Annotated in this window: 16 protein-coding genes; 8 read left to right on the forward strand and 8 right to left on the reverse strand. The window is 40.8% G+C overall.

Annotated features, from left to right (window positions below; translation table 11 throughout):
- Positions 1–75: 75 nt before the first annotated feature.
- Positions 76–771, forward strand: a complete 696-nt coding sequence (locus tag JZ787_RS17165; RefSeq protein WP_346312953.1) for a Crp/Fnr family transcriptional regulator — start codon at positions 76–78, stop codon at positions 769–771.
- Between the two features lie 295 nt (positions 772–1,066).
- Here JZ787_RS17165 and JZ787_RS17170 read toward each other — a convergent pair whose 3' ends face one another.
- On the reverse strand, positions 1,067–1,549 hold the full coding sequence (locus JZ787_RS17170; RefSeq protein ID WP_346312954.1) for a hypothetical protein: 483 nt from the start codon (positions 1,547–1,549) through the stop codon (positions 1,067–1,069).
- Positions 1,550–1,650: 101 nt separating this feature from the next.
- Here JZ787_RS17170 and JZ787_RS17175 point away from each other — a divergent pair, with 101 nt between their 5' ends.
- The 5 genes from JZ787_RS17175 (at position 1,651) to dapC (ending at position 8,084) form a co-directional block, all read left to right on the forward strand.
- Positions 1,651–2,403 carry an AzlC family ABC transporter permease gene (locus JZ787_RS17175; protein ID WP_004693451.1) on the forward strand — a complete coding sequence of 251 codons (753 nt, stop codon included), beginning with the start codon at positions 1,651–1,653 and terminating at the stop codon, positions 2,401–2,403.
- Positions 2,400–2,747 carry an L-valine transporter subunit YgaH gene (gene ygaH / locus JZ787_RS17180; RefSeq protein WP_234966187.1) on the forward strand — a complete coding sequence of 116 codons (348 nt, stop codon included), beginning with the start codon at positions 2,400–2,402 and terminating at the stop codon, positions 2,745–2,747. The genes JZ787_RS17175 and ygaH overlap by 4 nt, the downstream gene beginning before the upstream one ends.
- 233 nt (positions 2,748–2,980) lie before the next feature.
- Positions 2,981–4,195, forward strand: a complete 1,215-nt coding sequence (purT, locus tag JZ787_RS17185; protein WP_346312955.1) for a formate-dependent phosphoribosylglycinamide formyltransferase — start codon at positions 2,981–2,983, stop codon at positions 4,193–4,195.
- Between the two features lie 28 nt (positions 4,196–4,223).
- Positions 4,224–6,890, forward strand: coding sequence for a [protein-PII] uridylyltransferase (gene glnD / locus JZ787_RS17190; protein ID WP_087528414.1), 2,667 nt, complete (start codon positions 4,224–4,226; stop codon positions 6,888–6,890).
- Between the two features lie 24 nt (positions 6,891–6,914).
- Positions 6,915–8,084, forward strand: coding sequence for a succinyldiaminopimelate transaminase (gene dapC / locus JZ787_RS17195; protein WP_346312956.1), 1,170 nt, complete (start codon positions 6,915–6,917; stop codon positions 8,082–8,084).
- Positions 8,085–8,143: 59 nt separating this feature from the next.
- On the opposite strand, the gene JZ787_RS17200 is transcribed toward dapC, so the two are convergent.
- The 5 genes from JZ787_RS17200 to msrB all read right to left on the reverse strand — a co-directional run bounded on the left by JZ787_RS17200 (position 8,144) and on the right by msrB (position 12,942).
- Positions 8,144–10,330, reverse strand: a complete 2,187-nt coding sequence (locus JZ787_RS17200; RefSeq protein WP_346312957.1) for a TonB-dependent receptor — start codon at positions 10,328–10,330, stop codon at positions 8,144–8,146.
- A 169-nt stretch (positions 10,331–10,499) separates the two neighbouring features.
- Positions 10,500–11,123: a LysE family translocator gene (locus JZ787_RS17205; protein WP_346312958.1), complete on the reverse strand. Its 624-nt coding sequence runs from the start codon at positions 11,121–11,123 to the stop codon at positions 10,500–10,502.
- Positions 11,124–11,170: 47 nt separating this feature from the next.
- Positions 11,171–12,022, reverse strand: a complete 852-nt coding sequence (locus tag JZ787_RS17210; protein WP_346312960.1) for an AraC family transcriptional regulator — start codon at positions 12,020–12,022, stop codon at positions 11,171–11,173.
- Between the two features lie 21 nt (positions 12,023–12,043).
- A complete protein-coding gene (locus JZ787_RS17215) occupies positions 12,044–12,526 on the reverse strand; it encodes a glutathione peroxidase (protein WP_004980122.1) in 483 nt (160 codons plus the stop codon).
- On the reverse strand, positions 12,523–12,942 hold the full coding sequence (msrB, locus tag JZ787_RS17220; RefSeq protein WP_005399615.1) for a peptide-methionine (R)-S-oxide reductase MsrB: 420 nt from the start codon (positions 12,940–12,942) through the stop codon (positions 12,523–12,525). Before msrB ends, JZ787_RS17215 begins: the two co-directional genes overlap by 4 nt.
- A 227-nt stretch (positions 12,943–13,169) precedes the next feature.
- Here msrB and JZ787_RS17225 point away from each other — a divergent pair, with 227 nt between their 5' ends.
- Positions 13,170–14,600, forward strand: coding sequence for a pyridoxal phosphate-dependent aminotransferase (locus JZ787_RS17225; protein ID WP_005399616.1), 1,431 nt, complete (start codon positions 13,170–13,172; stop codon positions 14,598–14,600).
- 139 nt (positions 14,601–14,739) lie between these two features.
- A complete protein-coding gene (locus JZ787_RS17230) occupies positions 14,740–14,943 on the forward strand; it encodes a KTSC domain-containing protein (protein WP_004980128.1) in 204 nt (67 codons plus the stop codon).
- A 25-nt stretch (positions 14,944–14,968) separates the two neighbouring features.
- Here JZ787_RS17230 and JZ787_RS17235 read toward each other — a convergent pair whose 3' ends face one another.
- A complete protein-coding gene (locus tag JZ787_RS17235; protein ID WP_346312959.1) occupies positions 14,969–15,571 on the reverse strand; it encodes a class I SAM-dependent methyltransferase in 603 nt (200 codons plus the stop codon).
- A 31-nt stretch (positions 15,572–15,602) separates the two neighbouring features.
- Positions 15,603–15,821 carry a DUF1653 domain-containing protein gene (locus tag JZ787_RS17240; RefSeq protein WP_086209344.1) on the reverse strand — a complete coding sequence of 73 codons (219 nt, stop codon included), beginning with the start codon at positions 15,819–15,821 and terminating at the stop codon, positions 15,603–15,605.
- Positions 15,822–16,064 lie beyond the last annotated feature (243 nt).

Here is a 16,064-nt window from a genome sequence, read left to right on the forward strand (position 1 = left end):
AACTTTAAAGGAAAACAGCCCATAAAGTTGTCGTCGACCTGACAAGTTGCTCGATCAATCACGAAAGGACGCGGAATGCTGGAAATTCAACACCAACAACAATTACTCAATAACAATTGGTTCACCAAATTACCACAAGCCTATCAACAGTATATTGTGCAACATGCCAAATATATTGAGGTTGCAAAAGACCAAGCTGTTTTTCACTCTGGAGATTTATTTAATGGCATCTATGCAGTCTTGAACGGCGCAATTCGCTTAGGTCATGTCGACATTGAAGGTAAAGAAGCAGTTGCAGCAATCGCAGAACCGATTATGTGGTTTGGAGAAATTTCATTAATAGATCAGCAACCGCGTTCGCACGATGCGATTGCTATTCAAAAAAGCACCCTACTCCATCTGCCTAAACGCGATGTTGAGGAATTTATCCAGGCCACCCCAGAATTTTGGTTTCATATTGCACAGCTTGCTTCGCAGAAGTTACGTCTCGCCTTTTTAGAACTAATCGCAATCCAAAGTCAAAATATCAGTCAACGACTGGCTCAACGCTTACTGTTTATTTTAAGCGGTTATGGCAACCATCTGTCGATTACCAATGATGAAATCCATTTATCACAGGAGCAACTGGCTCAAATGCTGATGTGTTCGCGCCAAACGATCAACCAAGAACTTCAAAACTTAGAAAAACAAGGAATACTGGCAATTGCGTTTAAAAAGATTAAGATTTTAGATCCTGCAAAGCTGCATAGAATTGCACATAGCTCAGAATAGACAATCAAGTGTGCGCCTTAAGAGCGCAATTCATATAGTAGGGATGTATAAAAATATTGCTACACGGCCTAACGTCTTGGCTATTTGTCTCAACGACTTTGGACTGCTGTGGCAGCATTTGACCAATAATTAATGTAAACATCACAACAACTAATTTTTTTAAATTAACCCTTAAAATTCGACTCAATCCTTATATTTTAGTGCATAGGAATATTTTTATTATATTATTTATTAAAGCTGCAACCATAAAAAAGCGAGTTTTTAAAAACTCGCTTTTGCTTATGCTATACAGGTATTAGACACCTACTTTTTTAGGGTCTGTATTACCTAAACTGGGGTTATCAATTGCGCCCCGACATTGTGCTTTATCACGCTCATAATCGCTCTGTTTCTGTGCAACACTTGACGAACCGTCTAAGGTCTCACGTGCCCACACTTCTAAGCTGGTCAAGGCTTTACGACACAGGGCGTATTTTCCTTCGGTCACTGAGTCTGTCATTTTGACATTGATACGCCAGTCCGTACTGAGTTTACGTGCAGGATGACGGACTTTAGCTTCAATCTGATCCACTTGCTTATTATATACCAAGCCATCTACTTCATTGATAAACACCCAAGCACGCTGGGCATATTGCGTCGCGTCATTGGTAATTTTTGGCGCAGCCTTAATTTCTACTTTTTGTTCAGGAGCTTGCTCTGACTGCCCACAAGCTTGCAAAAGTAAACTGCTTACAATGATTGCAGTCAGCCCTAAAGTACGTAATTCGAGCTTCAACATGGTTAAACGCCTCAACAAACAATTGGGCACTATGCTAGTGAATTCAGTTACAATACACAATCAATTTTGACCTATTGATAAAGTCTTCTTCAAGGTGTGTTGTGTCCGAACTTAATCCCACTCCTGCACAAGCTGCTGGCTTTTGGCAAGGGGCTAAGGATAGCCAAGCGATTATCTTTACCTATCTGCCTGTTTCTTTTGCCTTTGGTGTATCTGCAACCCAGTTTGGCTTTAGTGCATGGGAGGCTTTATTTTTATCCTGCTCAATGTATGCAGGGGCCAGTCAGTTTTTAGTGGTTGCCCTATTGGGTAGTGGCACATCTATTTGGATGACTGCCCTTACTGTGATTGCCCTAGATATTCGTCACTTACTCTATGGCCCTGCGCTACAAAACTTAATTCAAGATAAACTGAACCTAAAGAAAACTGCTATATGGTCATGGGGGCTAACCGACGAAGTCTTTGCCTCAGGTATGATTAAACTGTCACAACGTCGTCAAGAGTGGTCTGAGTCTTGGATGCTCGGTTTAAGTCTGTTTAGTTGGCTCGCATGGGCTACCGGTTCTTTTCTAGGTGGAATGTTTGCAGACCAAGTCAGTCATTTACCCCAGTTTTTACAAGCCGCTCTAGACTTTTTATTACCTGCACTGTTCTTAAGTTTCTTATTGGCAGCTTTTGAAAAGAAACACACTTTTGTGGTGGCCGTGACCATTCTTGTATCTGCCATTGCCTGCTATTTTATTGACTTATCTGCTGCGATTTTTATTGGTATCAGTTCAGGTATATTTGCTGGTTTGTTTAAGCACTATGTACTGAAAAAACCAGACCCTGAACATATGGGAGATCAAGCATGAATATCGAAATTATTTTGGTCGGCATTGTAGTGGGTATTGCAAATTTTGCTTCACGCTTTGGCCCATTCTTCGTCATTCAAAAGTTCCAGCAAGGTTCACAAAAGCGCGGTGCTCTATGGTTGAAGATTGCATTGGGTTCGATTGGTATTGCGGCGATTAGTTCAATGCTTGTGGTTGCAACTTTGCCACCACTGTTAGATACACCCAATAAAAGCTTTGCCATGTTAGTCGGCTTCATCGTATTAGCTGGACTTTATTTCAAGTTTAAGCAAATTGTCCCCGCTACACTCACCGCAGCGCTTAGCTATGGCTTGGTTTATACCTATATTCCTCTGCCTTTTTAACCCATATCTTGCATCCATCAAAACCTGATGTGCTATTTGAAGCGCTCAGCTATGCAAGTCATTTCCAACTTGATTGGAAAAGTTTATTGAGCATCCTTTTGCATGAAAATCTGGACTTTGGAATACACCGCTTTATAAAAAAAATTGTTGGACAATATCATTAATTTATGTGAATGAACCCTGAACACTTTTAAGAGTTCTGCTATGCTAAAAGCCCATAAAATCAAGCATGGATGATTTACATGAGCGTTACTATTGGTACTCCACTTCAGCCTTCAGCATTTAAAGTCCTGCTATTGGGTTCTGGAGAGCTTGGGAAAGAAGTTGTGATTTCTTTACAACGTTTAGGTGTAGAAGTTCATGCTGCTGACCGTTACGATCATGCTCCTGCAATGCAAGTGGCACACTATGCCTATACTTTAAATATGGCAGATGCGACAGCGCTTAAACAACTCATTCAGGACATTAAGCCGAATTTAATTGTTCCTGAAATTGAAGCCATTGCAACGCAAGTGTTGGTTGAAATCGAACAAGATAATATTGCGACAGTCATTCCCTCTGCAAAAGCGGTCAATTTAACCATGAACCGTGAAGGCATCCGTCGTTTAGCTGCGGAAGAACTGGGCTTACCGACATCGGCTTACCGTTTTGCAGATACTTTAGAATCTTTCCGTGCTGCATGTGATGACATTGGTTATCCAAACTTTGTTAAACCAGTCATGTCCTCTTCTGGTAAAGGCCAATCCCGCGTAAAAGAATTTTCAGAAGTAGATGCTGCTTGGGAATATGCACAAACAGGTGGTCGTGTAAATCAAGGAACAGTAATTGTAGAATCACAAATTGATTTTGATTTTGAAATTACGCTATTAACAGTACGTTCAAAAAACCCTGAAACAGGTGAAATTGAAACTTCGTACTGCGACCCAATTGGTCACCGCCAAGACGCAGGCGACTATGTTGAAAGCTGGCAGCCTCAAGCCATGTCGCCAGTGGCCCTCGACGAAGCAAAGCGTATTGCCAATAAAGTCACCATCGCATTGGGTGGCTGTGGTATTTTCGGTGTAGAACTCTTTGTCAAAGGCGATAAAGTGTGGTTTAGTGAAGTATCACCACGCCCACATGACACAGGTCTTGTGACGCTTGCCTCTCAGTTCCAAAGTGAATTTGAACTACATGCACGTGCGATTTTGGGTCTGCCTGTCAATACAGCACGTCATAGCGTTGCTGCGAGTGCCGTGATCTATGCAGGTGTGGATGCAAATAACTTATCTTTTTCTGGCTTAAATCTTGCTTTGGCAAACCCAAATACTGATTTACGCATTTTTGGAAAACCAGAAGGCTTTACACGTCGCCGTATGGGCGTTGCGACAGCACGGGCTGAAACAACCGACCAAGCGCGTGAACTAGCGGCCGATGCTGCTGGACTGGTGAGCGTTCATCAAAATTAAGCGTTGTTAAAATATACGGATACGGTTCATGATCAATACTTCTCCACTGCTTAACTATGTCAGCAGTAATCACGACATCAAAGCGATTAATCAATGGCGTAGTGATGTCGAAAATCAATTACAAGAAAGTTTTGATCATGGCCAATCCATTCGTGATGTCATTTTAACGCGTTCAAATATGACCGATGAAGCACTTATTTTCCTATGGAAATATGCAAAACTCGATCAGACAGACTTAAGTTTATTTGCTGTCGGTGGTTACGGTCGCCGAGAGATGCTGCCTTACTCAGATGTAGACATTATGATCTTGTCTGAGGATGAGTTTAGCGAAGAACAAGAGAAGCTCATTTCTGTCTTTATTTCCTCACTTTGGGATGTCGGCAATTTCAAGCCCGGCATTAGTGTACGTACCATTGCCAACTGTGTTGAACAAGCAACCTCTGACTTAACAGTTGCCACAGCTCTCATCGAATCTCGTTTAATTACGGGCAATGAACACTTAGCCAAATGGCCACGTCGCATTGTTTCACAAACATGGACAGACAAAACCTTCTATGATGCAAAAATGGAAGAACAGGCTAAACGCTATGCACAGCATAACTTTACGGAAAGTAATCTAGAGCCCGATATTAAAAATGCGCCGGGTGGCATTCGGGACATTAACCAAATTGGTTGGATTGCTAAACGGCATTTCCGCGTCAACCGTATTTATGACTTGGTGCATTTAGGCTTTATTTCTGAGTTTGAGTTGGGCGTATTAGAAGAAGCCGAAAGTTTCCTCTGGGAAATTCGTCATCACCTACACCGCCTAACGAAACGTGATGAAAACCGTTTACTGTTCGACTATCAACGTGACATTGCCGCAAAGTTTGGCTATGTGCGTGAAGAAGGCAAATCACCGAATTATCCAATTGAACAATTCATGAAGCGTTATTATCGAAGCGCACAACAAGTCACCACGCTGAATGAAATGCTGTTGGCTTATTTCAATGAATCTGTGATTACCCCACGCCTGCCGAACTATGAGCGTAACATTGAAGAAATCAATGAAAATTTTAAACTGGTCGACGGCAAACTAGCGGTTCAACACCATAAAATTTTCTCTGAAAATCCAAGCGCTATTTTAGAAATTTTCTATATATTGGCCAATCGACCTGAAATTACAGGCATTCGCGCGCGTACGCTACGTTTGTTAGTTTTGGCGGCTAAACGCATTGACCAAAAATATAGAGATAATCCAGCGCATCAAGCCCTGTTTATGGCCATCATTCGCTCACCCCATCGTTTATATGAAACCATGGTGGCAATGAAACGTTATGGCGTTTTAGGTAACTATATTCCTGCGTTTGGGCAAATTATGGGGTTGATGCAGTATGACTTGTTCCATATCTATACCGTAGATGCACATACTTTATTATTACTGCGCAACTTAAACCGTTTCAAAGAACCTGAGTTTGCTAAAGACTTCCCTGTCGTCAGTTCAGTGTTCCAACGTCTGGCACGTCGTGACATTGTCTATTTGGCTGCCATTTTTCATGATATTGCTAAAGGCCGTGGTGGTGACCACAGTGAGCTAGGTGCAAGCGATGCGATCGAATTCTGTCGTAGTCATGGTTTTACCGAACGTGAATGCAACCTTGTCGCATGGCTCATCCAAAACCATTTGCTCATGTCTGTCACTTCTCAAAAGAAAGATATTTCTGACCCCGATGTAGTTAAAGCGTTTGCTGAGAAAATGGGCGATATGGAACATCTCGACTATCTATATACGTTGACTGTTTCAGATATCAATGCAACCAATCCTTCACTTTGGAATACGTGGCGTGCTTCTCTCATGCGTCAGCTCTATACCCATGCACGTGACGTGATTCGCTCAGGTTTAGGCCGTCCTGTTGACTATCAAATGCTCATCGAGGACACCAAGTTTTCTGCCAGTGAACAACTGGTCGAAGAGTTTGCACTAGATGATGTCGAAAAAGTCTGGCAAGAACTAGGAGATGAATATTTCCTCAAAGAATCTGCTGATGAAATTGCTTGGCACACACGTGCTATTTTACAGCACGGTGACAACCCTGAACCGCTTGTTTTGATGCGTGCACAGCGTAAATTTGCTCAAGATGCAGTACAAATCTTTATTTATACCCAAGATCAGCCCAACCTGTTTGCAACAACGGTTGCTATTCTCGATCGTATGAATTTGGACGTACAAGATGCACGTATTATTACCGCGACCAAAGCATTTAGCTTAGACACTTATGTCGTGCTTGACCGTTTTGGTACGCTGCTAACCGACCCTGAACGTGAAGCAAAAGTACTATCTGCATTAAAAGATGCATTAGCCAATTCAGATAAATACCCAGGGCTCATGCAACGCCGCATCCCACGTCAGCTACGCCATTTCGACATTGAAAACACCGTTGATATTACGCTGAATGAAGCACTGCAACAAAACATGGTCGAAATTGCAACACTTGACCATCCCGGCTTACTTGCCAAAGTAGGCGGGTTGTTTATGATGCAAGGTCTAGATATTCACTCTGCTAAAATTGCCACCCTAGGTGAGCGTGCCGAAGATATTTTCTTTGTCACCAAAAAAGATGGTCAACCCATGACCGAAACTGAAGCTGAAACTTTTGCTGCACAACTAAAATCAGCCTTAGATGAAGCCTCTAGTCAGGTCTGTGGTCAACATTAACAATACACACTGGTATTTTGTTTCATGAACTCGAGTTTATCCCTTTTACACCCTTATCCTTTTGAAAAGTTGAATAAACTATTTCAGGATATTACTCCCGCAGACTTACCCCTCATTCCACTCTCGATTGGTGAGCCTAAGCATCCTGCACCCGAGTTTGTGAAACAAGCCCTTATCGATAATTTTCAGCATTTATCGACCTACCCAAACAGTAAAGGTATACCCGAGTTACGCACCGGTATTGCAAACTGGCTAACCCGTCGTTTTCAACTCAATCAGATTAGTGCAGAAAACAATATATTACCTGTTTCGGGCACACGTGAAGCAATTTTCTCTTTTGTGCAGGCATTGGTAAATCGTGAAGATGCGCCTTATGTGGTGATGCCTAACCCGTTCTACCAAATTTATGAAGGTGCCGCTTTACTTGCTGGGGCAAAACCGTATTTTGTAAATTGCACCGAAGAAAATGGTTATCTCGGTGACTTTGATGCTGTGCCTGCTGAAGTCTGGGAGAAAACAGCCCTGTTATTTGTCTGTACACCGGGTAACCCAACAGGTGCGGTGTTATCAAAAGAACAATTCAAAAAATTAATCGAACTTTCAGACCAATATGGTTTTGTGATTGCATCGGATGAATGCTATTCAGAGCTTTGGTTTGATACTGCACCTGTGGGCTTACTCGAAGTTTGTGCTGAAATTGGCCGAGACGACTACAAAAACTGTGTCGTATTCCACTCACTGTCTAAGCGCTCAAACTTACCAGGTATGCGTTCTGGCTTTGTCGCGGGTGATGCAGCATTGCTCAAGCCTTATTTGCAATACCGCACGTATCATGGTGCGGCGATGCCTGTACAGCACCAATTGGCTTCGATTGCAGCATGGGATGACGAAGCGCATGTTGAAGAAAACCGCGTGCAATATCGTGCAAAATTTGATTTATTTCAAAAGGAATTGGGCCATATACTGCCCCTACAAAAACCAGATGCAGGCTTTTACTACTGGTTAAAAGTAGATAATGACGAAACTTTTGCAAAAATGCTCATGGAAAAGGCACATGTCAAAGTGCTTCCTGGACGTTATTTGTCACGCGATACTGAGCAAGGTAACCCAGGCGAAAACCATGTGCGTCTTGCGCTAGTTGCAGATCTTGCACAGTGTGAGCAGGTGATTAAACGCTTAAAAGCGATTTTGTAAACAAGCTCATCTAAAAAAAGAAAACCTCCTATAACGGAGGTTTTCTTGTCTTTATTCGATTAAAAATCAAATGATGCACTTAAAGTAAATGTACGAGGTTGTGCCAGTGTTAAGTAAGTATAATCATTGGTACTTGCTGAAGCCCAATACTCTTTATCAAATAAGTTGGTAATACCAAAATTAATCACTGTTGGAACTTGATTGATCTGGGTTTTATAATTCGCCCCCACATCTACACGCGTCCAATCGTTTAATTTTAATGTATTCGCATTATTTGCGTACTGACTACCTGTATAAACGACACGACCATTAATTGAAACATCTTGTGGTACAGGTAATTTCCAATCTGCTTCAACATTCGCCTGAAACTCCGGCACACCAATCACTTGGTTGCCATCAAACAAACCTTGATACGTCTCTTTTTGCTCAGTATCAATCCATGTTGCACCACCTAAGATGCGAACTGCATCGGTTAATTGACCATAGGCATTAAATTCAATACCCTGATGAATATTTTTCGCATCAGTGAGTTGGGCTGAACCTGCCGTATTTACAGCAGCTTTACGACGCTCAGTGTTGAAGTAATTTAAACCACCACCAATTACACCATTTTCATATTTCAAGCCAATTTCTTTTTGTTTTGACACAAAAGGATCAGCCACATAATAGTTACCAGTACTATCTAAAATGCCATCACCTTGAACCAAAGCTTCGACATAGTTGGTATAGACTGCTAGTTCAGGTGTAATTTTATAACTTACACCTAAAGCAGGTGTAACTTTATCTTTATTAATGTTGTGCTTGTAGACCCCATATGAATAAACATCTTGATCTATTTCTTGATAACGTGCCCCAAGCATAATCGTTAATCGATCATCTAGAGCGGAAATATTGTCGCCTAAAGCCACACTTCTTAAAGTCGCCACATTCGCTTTCGGATAAGTTCCTTTAGAACCTAGCCATTTATCAATATTAGACTCATTACTATAAATAGGATTATAGAAGTTATCAGCCACTCCTGTAGCATAACCATAACTATAGCGCTTATCTGCTCGGTACATCGAACCAGACAGAACGACATTATGGCTTAATGTACCAGTATTAAATTTGGTTTTAACACCCACTTCACCCGTATGGTTTTTATCTTTTCGTAAAATTGTTGAGGCAGATAAAGAGGCAGCGCCCGTTTCAGTATTGCTGAGTTGCTGACTAGAATATACGCCCGCTTCTTCACTAACACGGAAACCATAAGCAGCATATGCAGTCACTGCATCATTAAAGTCATATTCAGCTCGATAACTACCAAAGACATCTTCCTCATTAGAATATGTCCATGATTGCCCATGATAATCCGCATATTGTGATGCACTTGGAACCGAAGTTACTGCATTGGTCAAACGCAAACTTGGACGGTTTTCTTTAAGACGGTTGTTGTTGTACCCTAAATCGCCTGATAAGCGCAGTTGATCACCACGATAATCAAGCGCAATCGAAGCCAACCCAAGCGAATTATCTTCTTTTTCAACTTCTGTACCACCGCCATGGTATGCCGTATTTACACGTACACCATATTGATCATTTTCACCAAAACGTTCGGATACATCACTCGATAAGTAACCACCATTAAAATCTGTACCTGCTGTTACACGTTTAAGCGGTTCATTGGCTGCGCGTTTAGGCACCAAGTTAACAGAACCACCAATACCAGAACCTCCCGGCATTGCACCATTTAAAAATGCTGAAGCACCTTTGAAAACTTCAACTCGCTCAAATAATTCTGTAGGAATGTATTGACGCGGCAAAATCCCATACAAGCCATTATAACTTGTATCATCAGAGGCCAAAACGAAACCACGAATAAAATAAGTTTCCTGAAAGTTACCAAATCCTTTCGCTAAACGAACGGATGGATCAGCTTGTAAAACATCCCCAACACTCTTTGCCTGACGTTCTTGAATGTATTGGTTGGTATAGCTGGTTAAGCTAAATGGGTTATCTAAATTTTTCTGGTTACCAAAGACACCTACTCGCCCGCCAGTCGCGACCTGCCCACCAGCGAAAGCCTCCATTAAACCATTTGCAGAAGCATCAGCACTCGCAACAATACGAATTGTTTCTAAAGCAGTGACATCATTTGCTTGAGTTGATGAACTTGACTCTGCTAATTCTGAAACTTCAGCCGCATGTGAAATACTGTACCCAGATACACATGCCATCATTAACACCAATGGTTTCAGCTTAACCATTTCCTACCCTTTTTCATCAATCTAAAATTCGAGCCTGATAGTAAATGAGAATTGGTCTTAATCAAACTGATTTAATTCTCATTTAAATTGTAAATTCAAATGAGAATTAATTATTCCATTGTTATAACTTATGACATCAGACAACTGATTGACTTTTACTTTAAGATTTTCATATTACAAGTCCATCTAATAGCAAAACGAGTGCAAAAAATCCAAAGCAGCACCCTGACATCTTATAAAGCCAATTGAGTCGCTGAGTTAAAAAATGATTCCAGCGCTTCCAACTCAATAACTTAAGCAACAATAGATTCCACATCAGAACCACAACCACCATCCAGAGACTCATTAAAAGCAAAGTATAAAAATCAAATTTTGAATAAACCAGCAATATCAAACTACTATAGAACATCATATTTTTAGGGTTCAGCAAACTTGACTGTAAACCTTGAGTAAAACATAGAATTTTAGTTTGATGAGGTGCAGGATCACGCGCTTGAACTTCAACATTTTCATGATGCTTATAGCGAAAACACTGCATAGACAAATACAACAAATACGCAACACCTAATCCGCGTAGCAACATCAGAACATAAGCATGAATATGCCCAAGCCACCCCAGTAATGTAAAAATAAGCGCTAAAATAAAAGCATTCCCAGCTACAATACCGAAAACTGTATATCGTGCTCTTCTTTGACCACTGTTTAATGCCGTCATCAGAATCAGGAAAAAATCGGGGCCAGGAGAAAGCAAAGCCACAAAATGCGTCACAGCAATAACAATAAAAAGCTCCATTACTTATCTCTCTTTAAAAGTGAGACAAGCCTAACGACGGATGAAGTTCAACTCTTGGATAAAATTGCGCGATGTTGCTTTTGATAGAGCTTAGGTGTGGTGCCCGTTAAACTTTTAAAAACACGATGAAAATGACTTTGGTCACTAAAGCCCAGCATATAACTGAGTTGCGCTATATCCATGCCTTGTTTTAAAAAGGTACGTGCATCATTAATTTTATGATTCAATTGATAAGCGTGCGGTGTCATGCCTAAAGATGATTTAAATAGCCGAATAATGGCATATCGACTCAACTGGACTTCTTGCGACATTTGCTCTAATGATAAAAACACGTCAGCATCCTGAATCATCGATAAAAGCTGCTTAAACTCTTGCTGTGCATAGTGTTGAGGAGCAAGAAATTCTAATTGAATATATGGAAATAAAAGCTCAGTAAGTGTTGTGATTAAGCTATGTTCTTTTTCCCAATAAGACAGTGCAGTATCAAATAATTGACTGTTAAGACAACTAAAGTCATGATACATCTTAGGCTGTTTATACAGCACGGGTTTGAACTGCGGTATGTCTTGATAAGTATCTTTATGTGCTGTTTCTTGTAATAACTGATTCAACCAATGTGCATCTAAATGCATCATTTGGTAGCTCCAAGCCTGATCTGGAACAGGATTACACGCATGTTCTACATGTGCAGGAAGCAATACCAAGGTACTCGCGTCTATTTGTTGCGTTCCAGCGAAGCGGCTAGTGAAAATACTGTTGCCTTGATCCACCGCTCCAATTGAAAATGTCGGATGACTATGGGCTTTATAACAAGCACGACTTGCACATGCCCGACGTGTTTCCACATAAGGCATGCGCGGATCACTCCAAAATTCAACTGAGGTGCCTTGCTCTTTCATCACTGACGACACATCAACCGATTATTGTTGTAATGCTTTTTCAATATCTGCCTGAATCGCTTCAGGCTTGGTGGTTGGCGCATAACGATTAATTACTTTGCCATCTTTACCAATCAAGAATTTTGTAAAGTTCCACTTAATGCCGCTGCCGAGAATCCCTTTGCTGTTATTGGTTAAATAACGGAATATGGCGTGGGCTTCAGGGCCTTTGACATCGACTTTGGAAAACATGGGAAAAGTCACCCCATAGTTTTTCTGACAATACGTTCCTATTTGCTCATTGCTACCCGGATCTTGCCCCCCAAACTGATTACAAGGGAAGCCTAACACCTCAAACCCTTGTGCATGATATTGCTCATAAATTTTTTCTAATCCCGCAAATTGTGGTGTAAAACCACATTTACTGGCCGTATTGACGATGAGCAGCACTTCGCCCTCATAGTCAGCAAAGGATTTATTTTTTCCATCTAACAATTCCGCTTCAAACTGATAAATGTTGGTCATGGATAAGTATCCTCATCACTTTTTTCTTGTGTTTCTAGTTCTAATGAAGCCGAGTTTACACAGTAACGTAAACCTGTAGGCTCAGGTCCATCTGTAAAAACATGGCCTAAATGAGCATCACAGTGATGACATACAATTTCGGTACGCACCATGCCATGTGTTGTATCCTGATGCTCTTCTATCACAGTCGTATTGAGTGGCTTATAAAAACTTGGCCAGCCGCAACCACTGTCATATTTGTTTTCAGAATTAAATAATGGCGTACCACAGCAACGACATACGTAAGTGCCTGCTTGTTTAGTATTCCAATATTTCCCCGTAAAGGCTGGCTCCGTCCCCTTTTGTCGCGTAATGCGAAATTCGTCAGGTGATAACTCTCTTTGCCATTCTCGGTCTGTTTTATTGAGTTTTCCCATGATTACGTCCCTTTCTATCTTGCTATTTAAAATAGGATAATCCTATATTTACGTGATTCATCTTAAAATTTCTAGTGTTTAGTTCACAATTTACAAAAGACCTATAATTCCAATAAAAGCAAAAAGAAAGCAATTCATAAAAATGGTAAGCAATTTATTTTCTTAAATGCTTTTTTGTGAGCAAATTTAGTGTTAGTCTTATTGACATTCTTGCTCAGGATTAAAAAATGTCGCAAAAAAAGAGCGTTATTTTTAAACATCTACTGCCTGTGATTAAACAATATCAACAGGTGGGTTTTACGCATGAAAAAATTGTTGCTTTACTCAGAGATGAACATGATCTCGATCTGGTGACAACTGAAACATTTAAAAGCTATTTATACCGTTATGCAAAAGTGACCTCCACTCTTTCCGAGAACATCAAAATGCCGAACACTCTCCACACCCCACGCGAAATAAAAAAATCGTCTAAGCTCGAGCATGTTTGCTACGACATCCGTGGACCAGTGTTACGAGCGGCCAATGAAATGGAAGAAGCCGGTCATAAGATTATCAAACTCAACATTGGTAACCCTGCACCCTTTGGTTTTGAAGCTCCTCAAGAGATTATTAATGATGTAGCTTTAAACCTGCCAAATGCAGTGGGCTATACCGACTCAAAAGGGATTTTCCCTGCGCGTAAAGCGATCTGTCAGTACTATCAGCAAAAAGGCATTTTAGATATGCATGTCAATGACGTGTATATCGGAAATGGTGTCTCTGAATTGATTGTGATGGCGATGCAAGGCTTGTTAGATGATGGTGACGAAATGCTCGTGCCAATGCCTGACTATCCCCTTTGGACAGCTGCGGTGAACCTTTCAGGCGGGACAGCCATTCACTATAAATGTGATGAAGAAAACTTTTGGTATCCCGACATTGCAGATATGGAAAGTAAAATCACACCACGTACCCGCGGTATCGTGATTATCAATCCAAACAATCCAACAGGTGCAGTTTATCCACGCCATGTACTCGAGCAAATCGTCGCATTGGCTAAAAAGCATGATTTGATTTTGTTTGCAGATGAAATTTACGACAAAATCGTTTATGACGGTATTGAACATGTTTCTGTAGCAGCATTAGCAGGTGACCAACTCTGTATCTCTTTCAACGGCTTATCTAAAGCATACCGTATTGCGGGTTACCGTTCAGGCTGGATGGCAATCACAGGCGATAAGTCTCGTGCAGTCGACTATATTGAAGGTTTAGACATGCTCGCTTCTATGCGTTTATGTGCTAACCACCAAGCACAGTATGCCATTCAAACTGCTTTAGGCGGCTACCAGTCAATCAATGATTTAATTCGTCCGGGTGGTCGTTTATACGAGCAGCGTAATATTGCTTGGCAAATGTTGAATGATATTCCGGGTGTATCTTGTGTTAAGCCTGAAGGTGCAATGTATTGCTTCCCGAAATTGGACCCAGAAATCTATCCAGTTCAAGATGACGAAAAACTGATGCTTGATCTACTTCGTGCGGAAAAAGTACTTCTGGTTCAAGGCACAGGCTTTAACTGGCCAACACCAGATCATTTCCGTGTAGTGTTCTTACCTGCTGAAAATGAACTACGTGAAGCCATTACCCGAGTAGGTCGTTTCCTTGCGAAAATGCGCTAATTGATCACTTAAAAAAACCGTACTTTATGTATGGTTTTTTTATTTACAAAACTGTAATACTTCACTTTTTAAGTTTGGCATAAGTTTAAATTAAGCAGCCACATTGCTGTGATTCCATGTAAATGATGGGGAGTCGCTTATGGGGACAATTGCGGTAACATCTTGGAAATACAATGCTTCCACACGCTATTTAAAAATTTTCTATGCAGATGGTTCAGGCGAGCTGTACCACCCTGTGCCTGAATTTATTTATAACAACTTAGTTCGATGTAATAATAAAACAGCCTTTGTTCATAAATATTTAGAATATGATTTGCACTTTACGCGCTTAAGTATTCATTAATTTTTGAATCTCAAACAATCAGGATTTATCCTGATTGTTTTTCATGATCCCACGTCACCACCAACAAGCCGGCACCAATCGCTAATGTAGACAGGTTAAACTGCTCGTCCTGCTGAATAAGCGCGATGAAGTCCGTGACTTGATCTGCATGCGATAGAACATTATCAACCACCAAAACTCCGCGTGAAACACACATTAGTCGTTTCAAGTCTGACCAATAGTCGACATAAGCATCACGCTCAGCATCTAGCAATATAAAATCAAAGATGGCTTGCGACTGCTTCAAATATGCAGCTGCGTCACCCACCCAAAACTCAACGCCATTGGATAAATTGAAATCCGTAAGATGGCTAGCGGCTTGTTGACTTCTGTCAGCATCAATTTCTAAAGTGGTTAATCGAGCATTCACTTGTTGCGCTGCATATGCCAACCATAAGGTTGAGTAACCTGTTGATGTTCCTATTTCTAATATCTGCTGAGGCTGCTGAATATGAACCAGTTGCGCCAAAAATTGTGCAGACTCAGGCTCAATATTGCGAAAGCGCGCAATTCGATCTGCTTGCGTACTGTCATGTTCTTGAAAGCGTTGATATAAGGCCGATACTTTACTCAAAAATTCTGCACGCATAATCAAATCCCCTCTACTTTACTAGCGTTGTTTATACTTCTTGAATCAGTTTAAAGCGCTCAACTTCACGGTCATCTTCTAGCATTACCGTTTCAGTAAACATGGCAAATGGACGTACCCAAATCGAGTAATCACCATATAAACACTGATAAACCACCAGTTTTTCTTCGGTTTCACTATGCGTCGCTACATGTAAAACTTGATACAGTTGCCCTTTATAATGCTGATAGATACCACGCTGTAATTGCATCACTTGCTTCCCTATTTTTTAACTGTCTCGATCATACCTAATTTATACGGCTTAAACTGCAAATCACTTGAAGAATCATTTAAATCCCCCATATAGCTTTATGAAATGATTGAAGAAAACATCTTTAAATCTATAAAACCGATTATTAAAATAAAAACAAACTGTTTTATCTATTTTTAGATTTACTCTATGATTCTTCTATCAAATAAATTTATAGACTGCTTTGGAGAGCTTAACAATGTT

It is taken from the genome of Acinetobacter sp. BWR-L5 (genome assembly GCF_039655985.1).
GTDB lineage: Bacteria > Pseudomonadota > Gammaproteobacteria > Pseudomonadales > Moraxellaceae > Acinetobacter > Acinetobacter johnsonii.

What these genes read in the sequence shown, in the direction of transcription:
- JZ787_RS17165 (WP_346312953.1), top strand. Translation starts at nt 76, where the DNA reads ATGCTGGAAATTCAACACCAACAACAATTACTCAATAACAATTGGTTC.
- JZ787_RS17170 (WP_346312954.1), bottom strand. Translation starts at nt 1,549, where the DNA reads ATGTTGAAGCTCGAATTACGTACTTTAGGGCTGACTGCAATCATTGTA.
- ygaH (WP_234966187.1), top strand. Translation starts at nt 2,400, where the DNA reads ATGAATATCGAAATTATTTTGGTCGGCATTGTAGTGGGTATTGCAAAT.
- purT (WP_346312955.1), top strand. Translation starts at nt 2,981, where the DNA reads ATGATTTACATGAGCGTTACTATTGGTACTCCACTTCAGCCTTCAGCA.
- glnD (WP_087528414.1), top strand. Translation starts at nt 4,224, where the DNA reads ATGATCAATACTTCTCCACTGCTTAACTATGTCAGCAGTAATCACGAC.
- dapC (WP_346312956.1), top strand. Translation starts at nt 6,915, where the DNA reads ATGAACTCGAGTTTATCCCTTTTACACCCTTATCCTTTTGAAAAGTTG.
- JZ787_RS17200 (WP_346312957.1), bottom strand. Translation starts at nt 10,330, where the DNA reads ATGGTTAAGCTGAAACCATTGGTGTTAATGATGGCATGTGTATCTGGG.
- JZ787_RS17205 (WP_346312958.1), bottom strand. Translation starts at nt 11,123, where the DNA reads ATGGAGCTTTTTATTGTTATTGCTGTGACGCATTTTGTGGCTTTGCTT.
- JZ787_RS17210 (WP_346312960.1), bottom strand. Translation starts at nt 12,022, where the DNA reads ATGAAAGAGCAAGGCACCTCAGTTGAATTTTGGAGTGATCCGCGCATG.
- JZ787_RS17215 (WP_004980122.1), bottom strand. Translation starts at nt 12,526, where the DNA reads ATGACCAACATTTATCAGTTTGAAGCGGAATTGTTAGATGGAAAAAAT.
- msrB (WP_005399615.1), bottom strand. Translation starts at nt 12,942, where the DNA reads ATGGGAAAACTCAATAAAACAGACCGAGAATGGCAAAGAGAGTTATCA.
- JZ787_RS17225 (WP_005399616.1), top strand. Translation starts at nt 13,170, where the DNA reads ATGTCGCAAAAAAAGAGCGTTATTTTTAAACATCTACTGCCTGTGATT.
- JZ787_RS17230 (WP_004980128.1), top strand. Translation starts at nt 14,740, where the DNA reads ATGGGGACAATTGCGGTAACATCTTGGAAATACAATGCTTCCACACGC.
- JZ787_RS17235 (WP_346312959.1), bottom strand. Translation starts at nt 15,571, where the DNA reads ATGCGTGCAGAATTTTTGAGTAAAGTATCGGCCTTATATCAACGCTTT.
- JZ787_RS17240 (WP_086209344.1), bottom strand. Translation starts at nt 15,821, where the DNA reads ATGCAATTACAGCGTGGTATCTATCAGCATTATAAAGGGCAACTGTAT.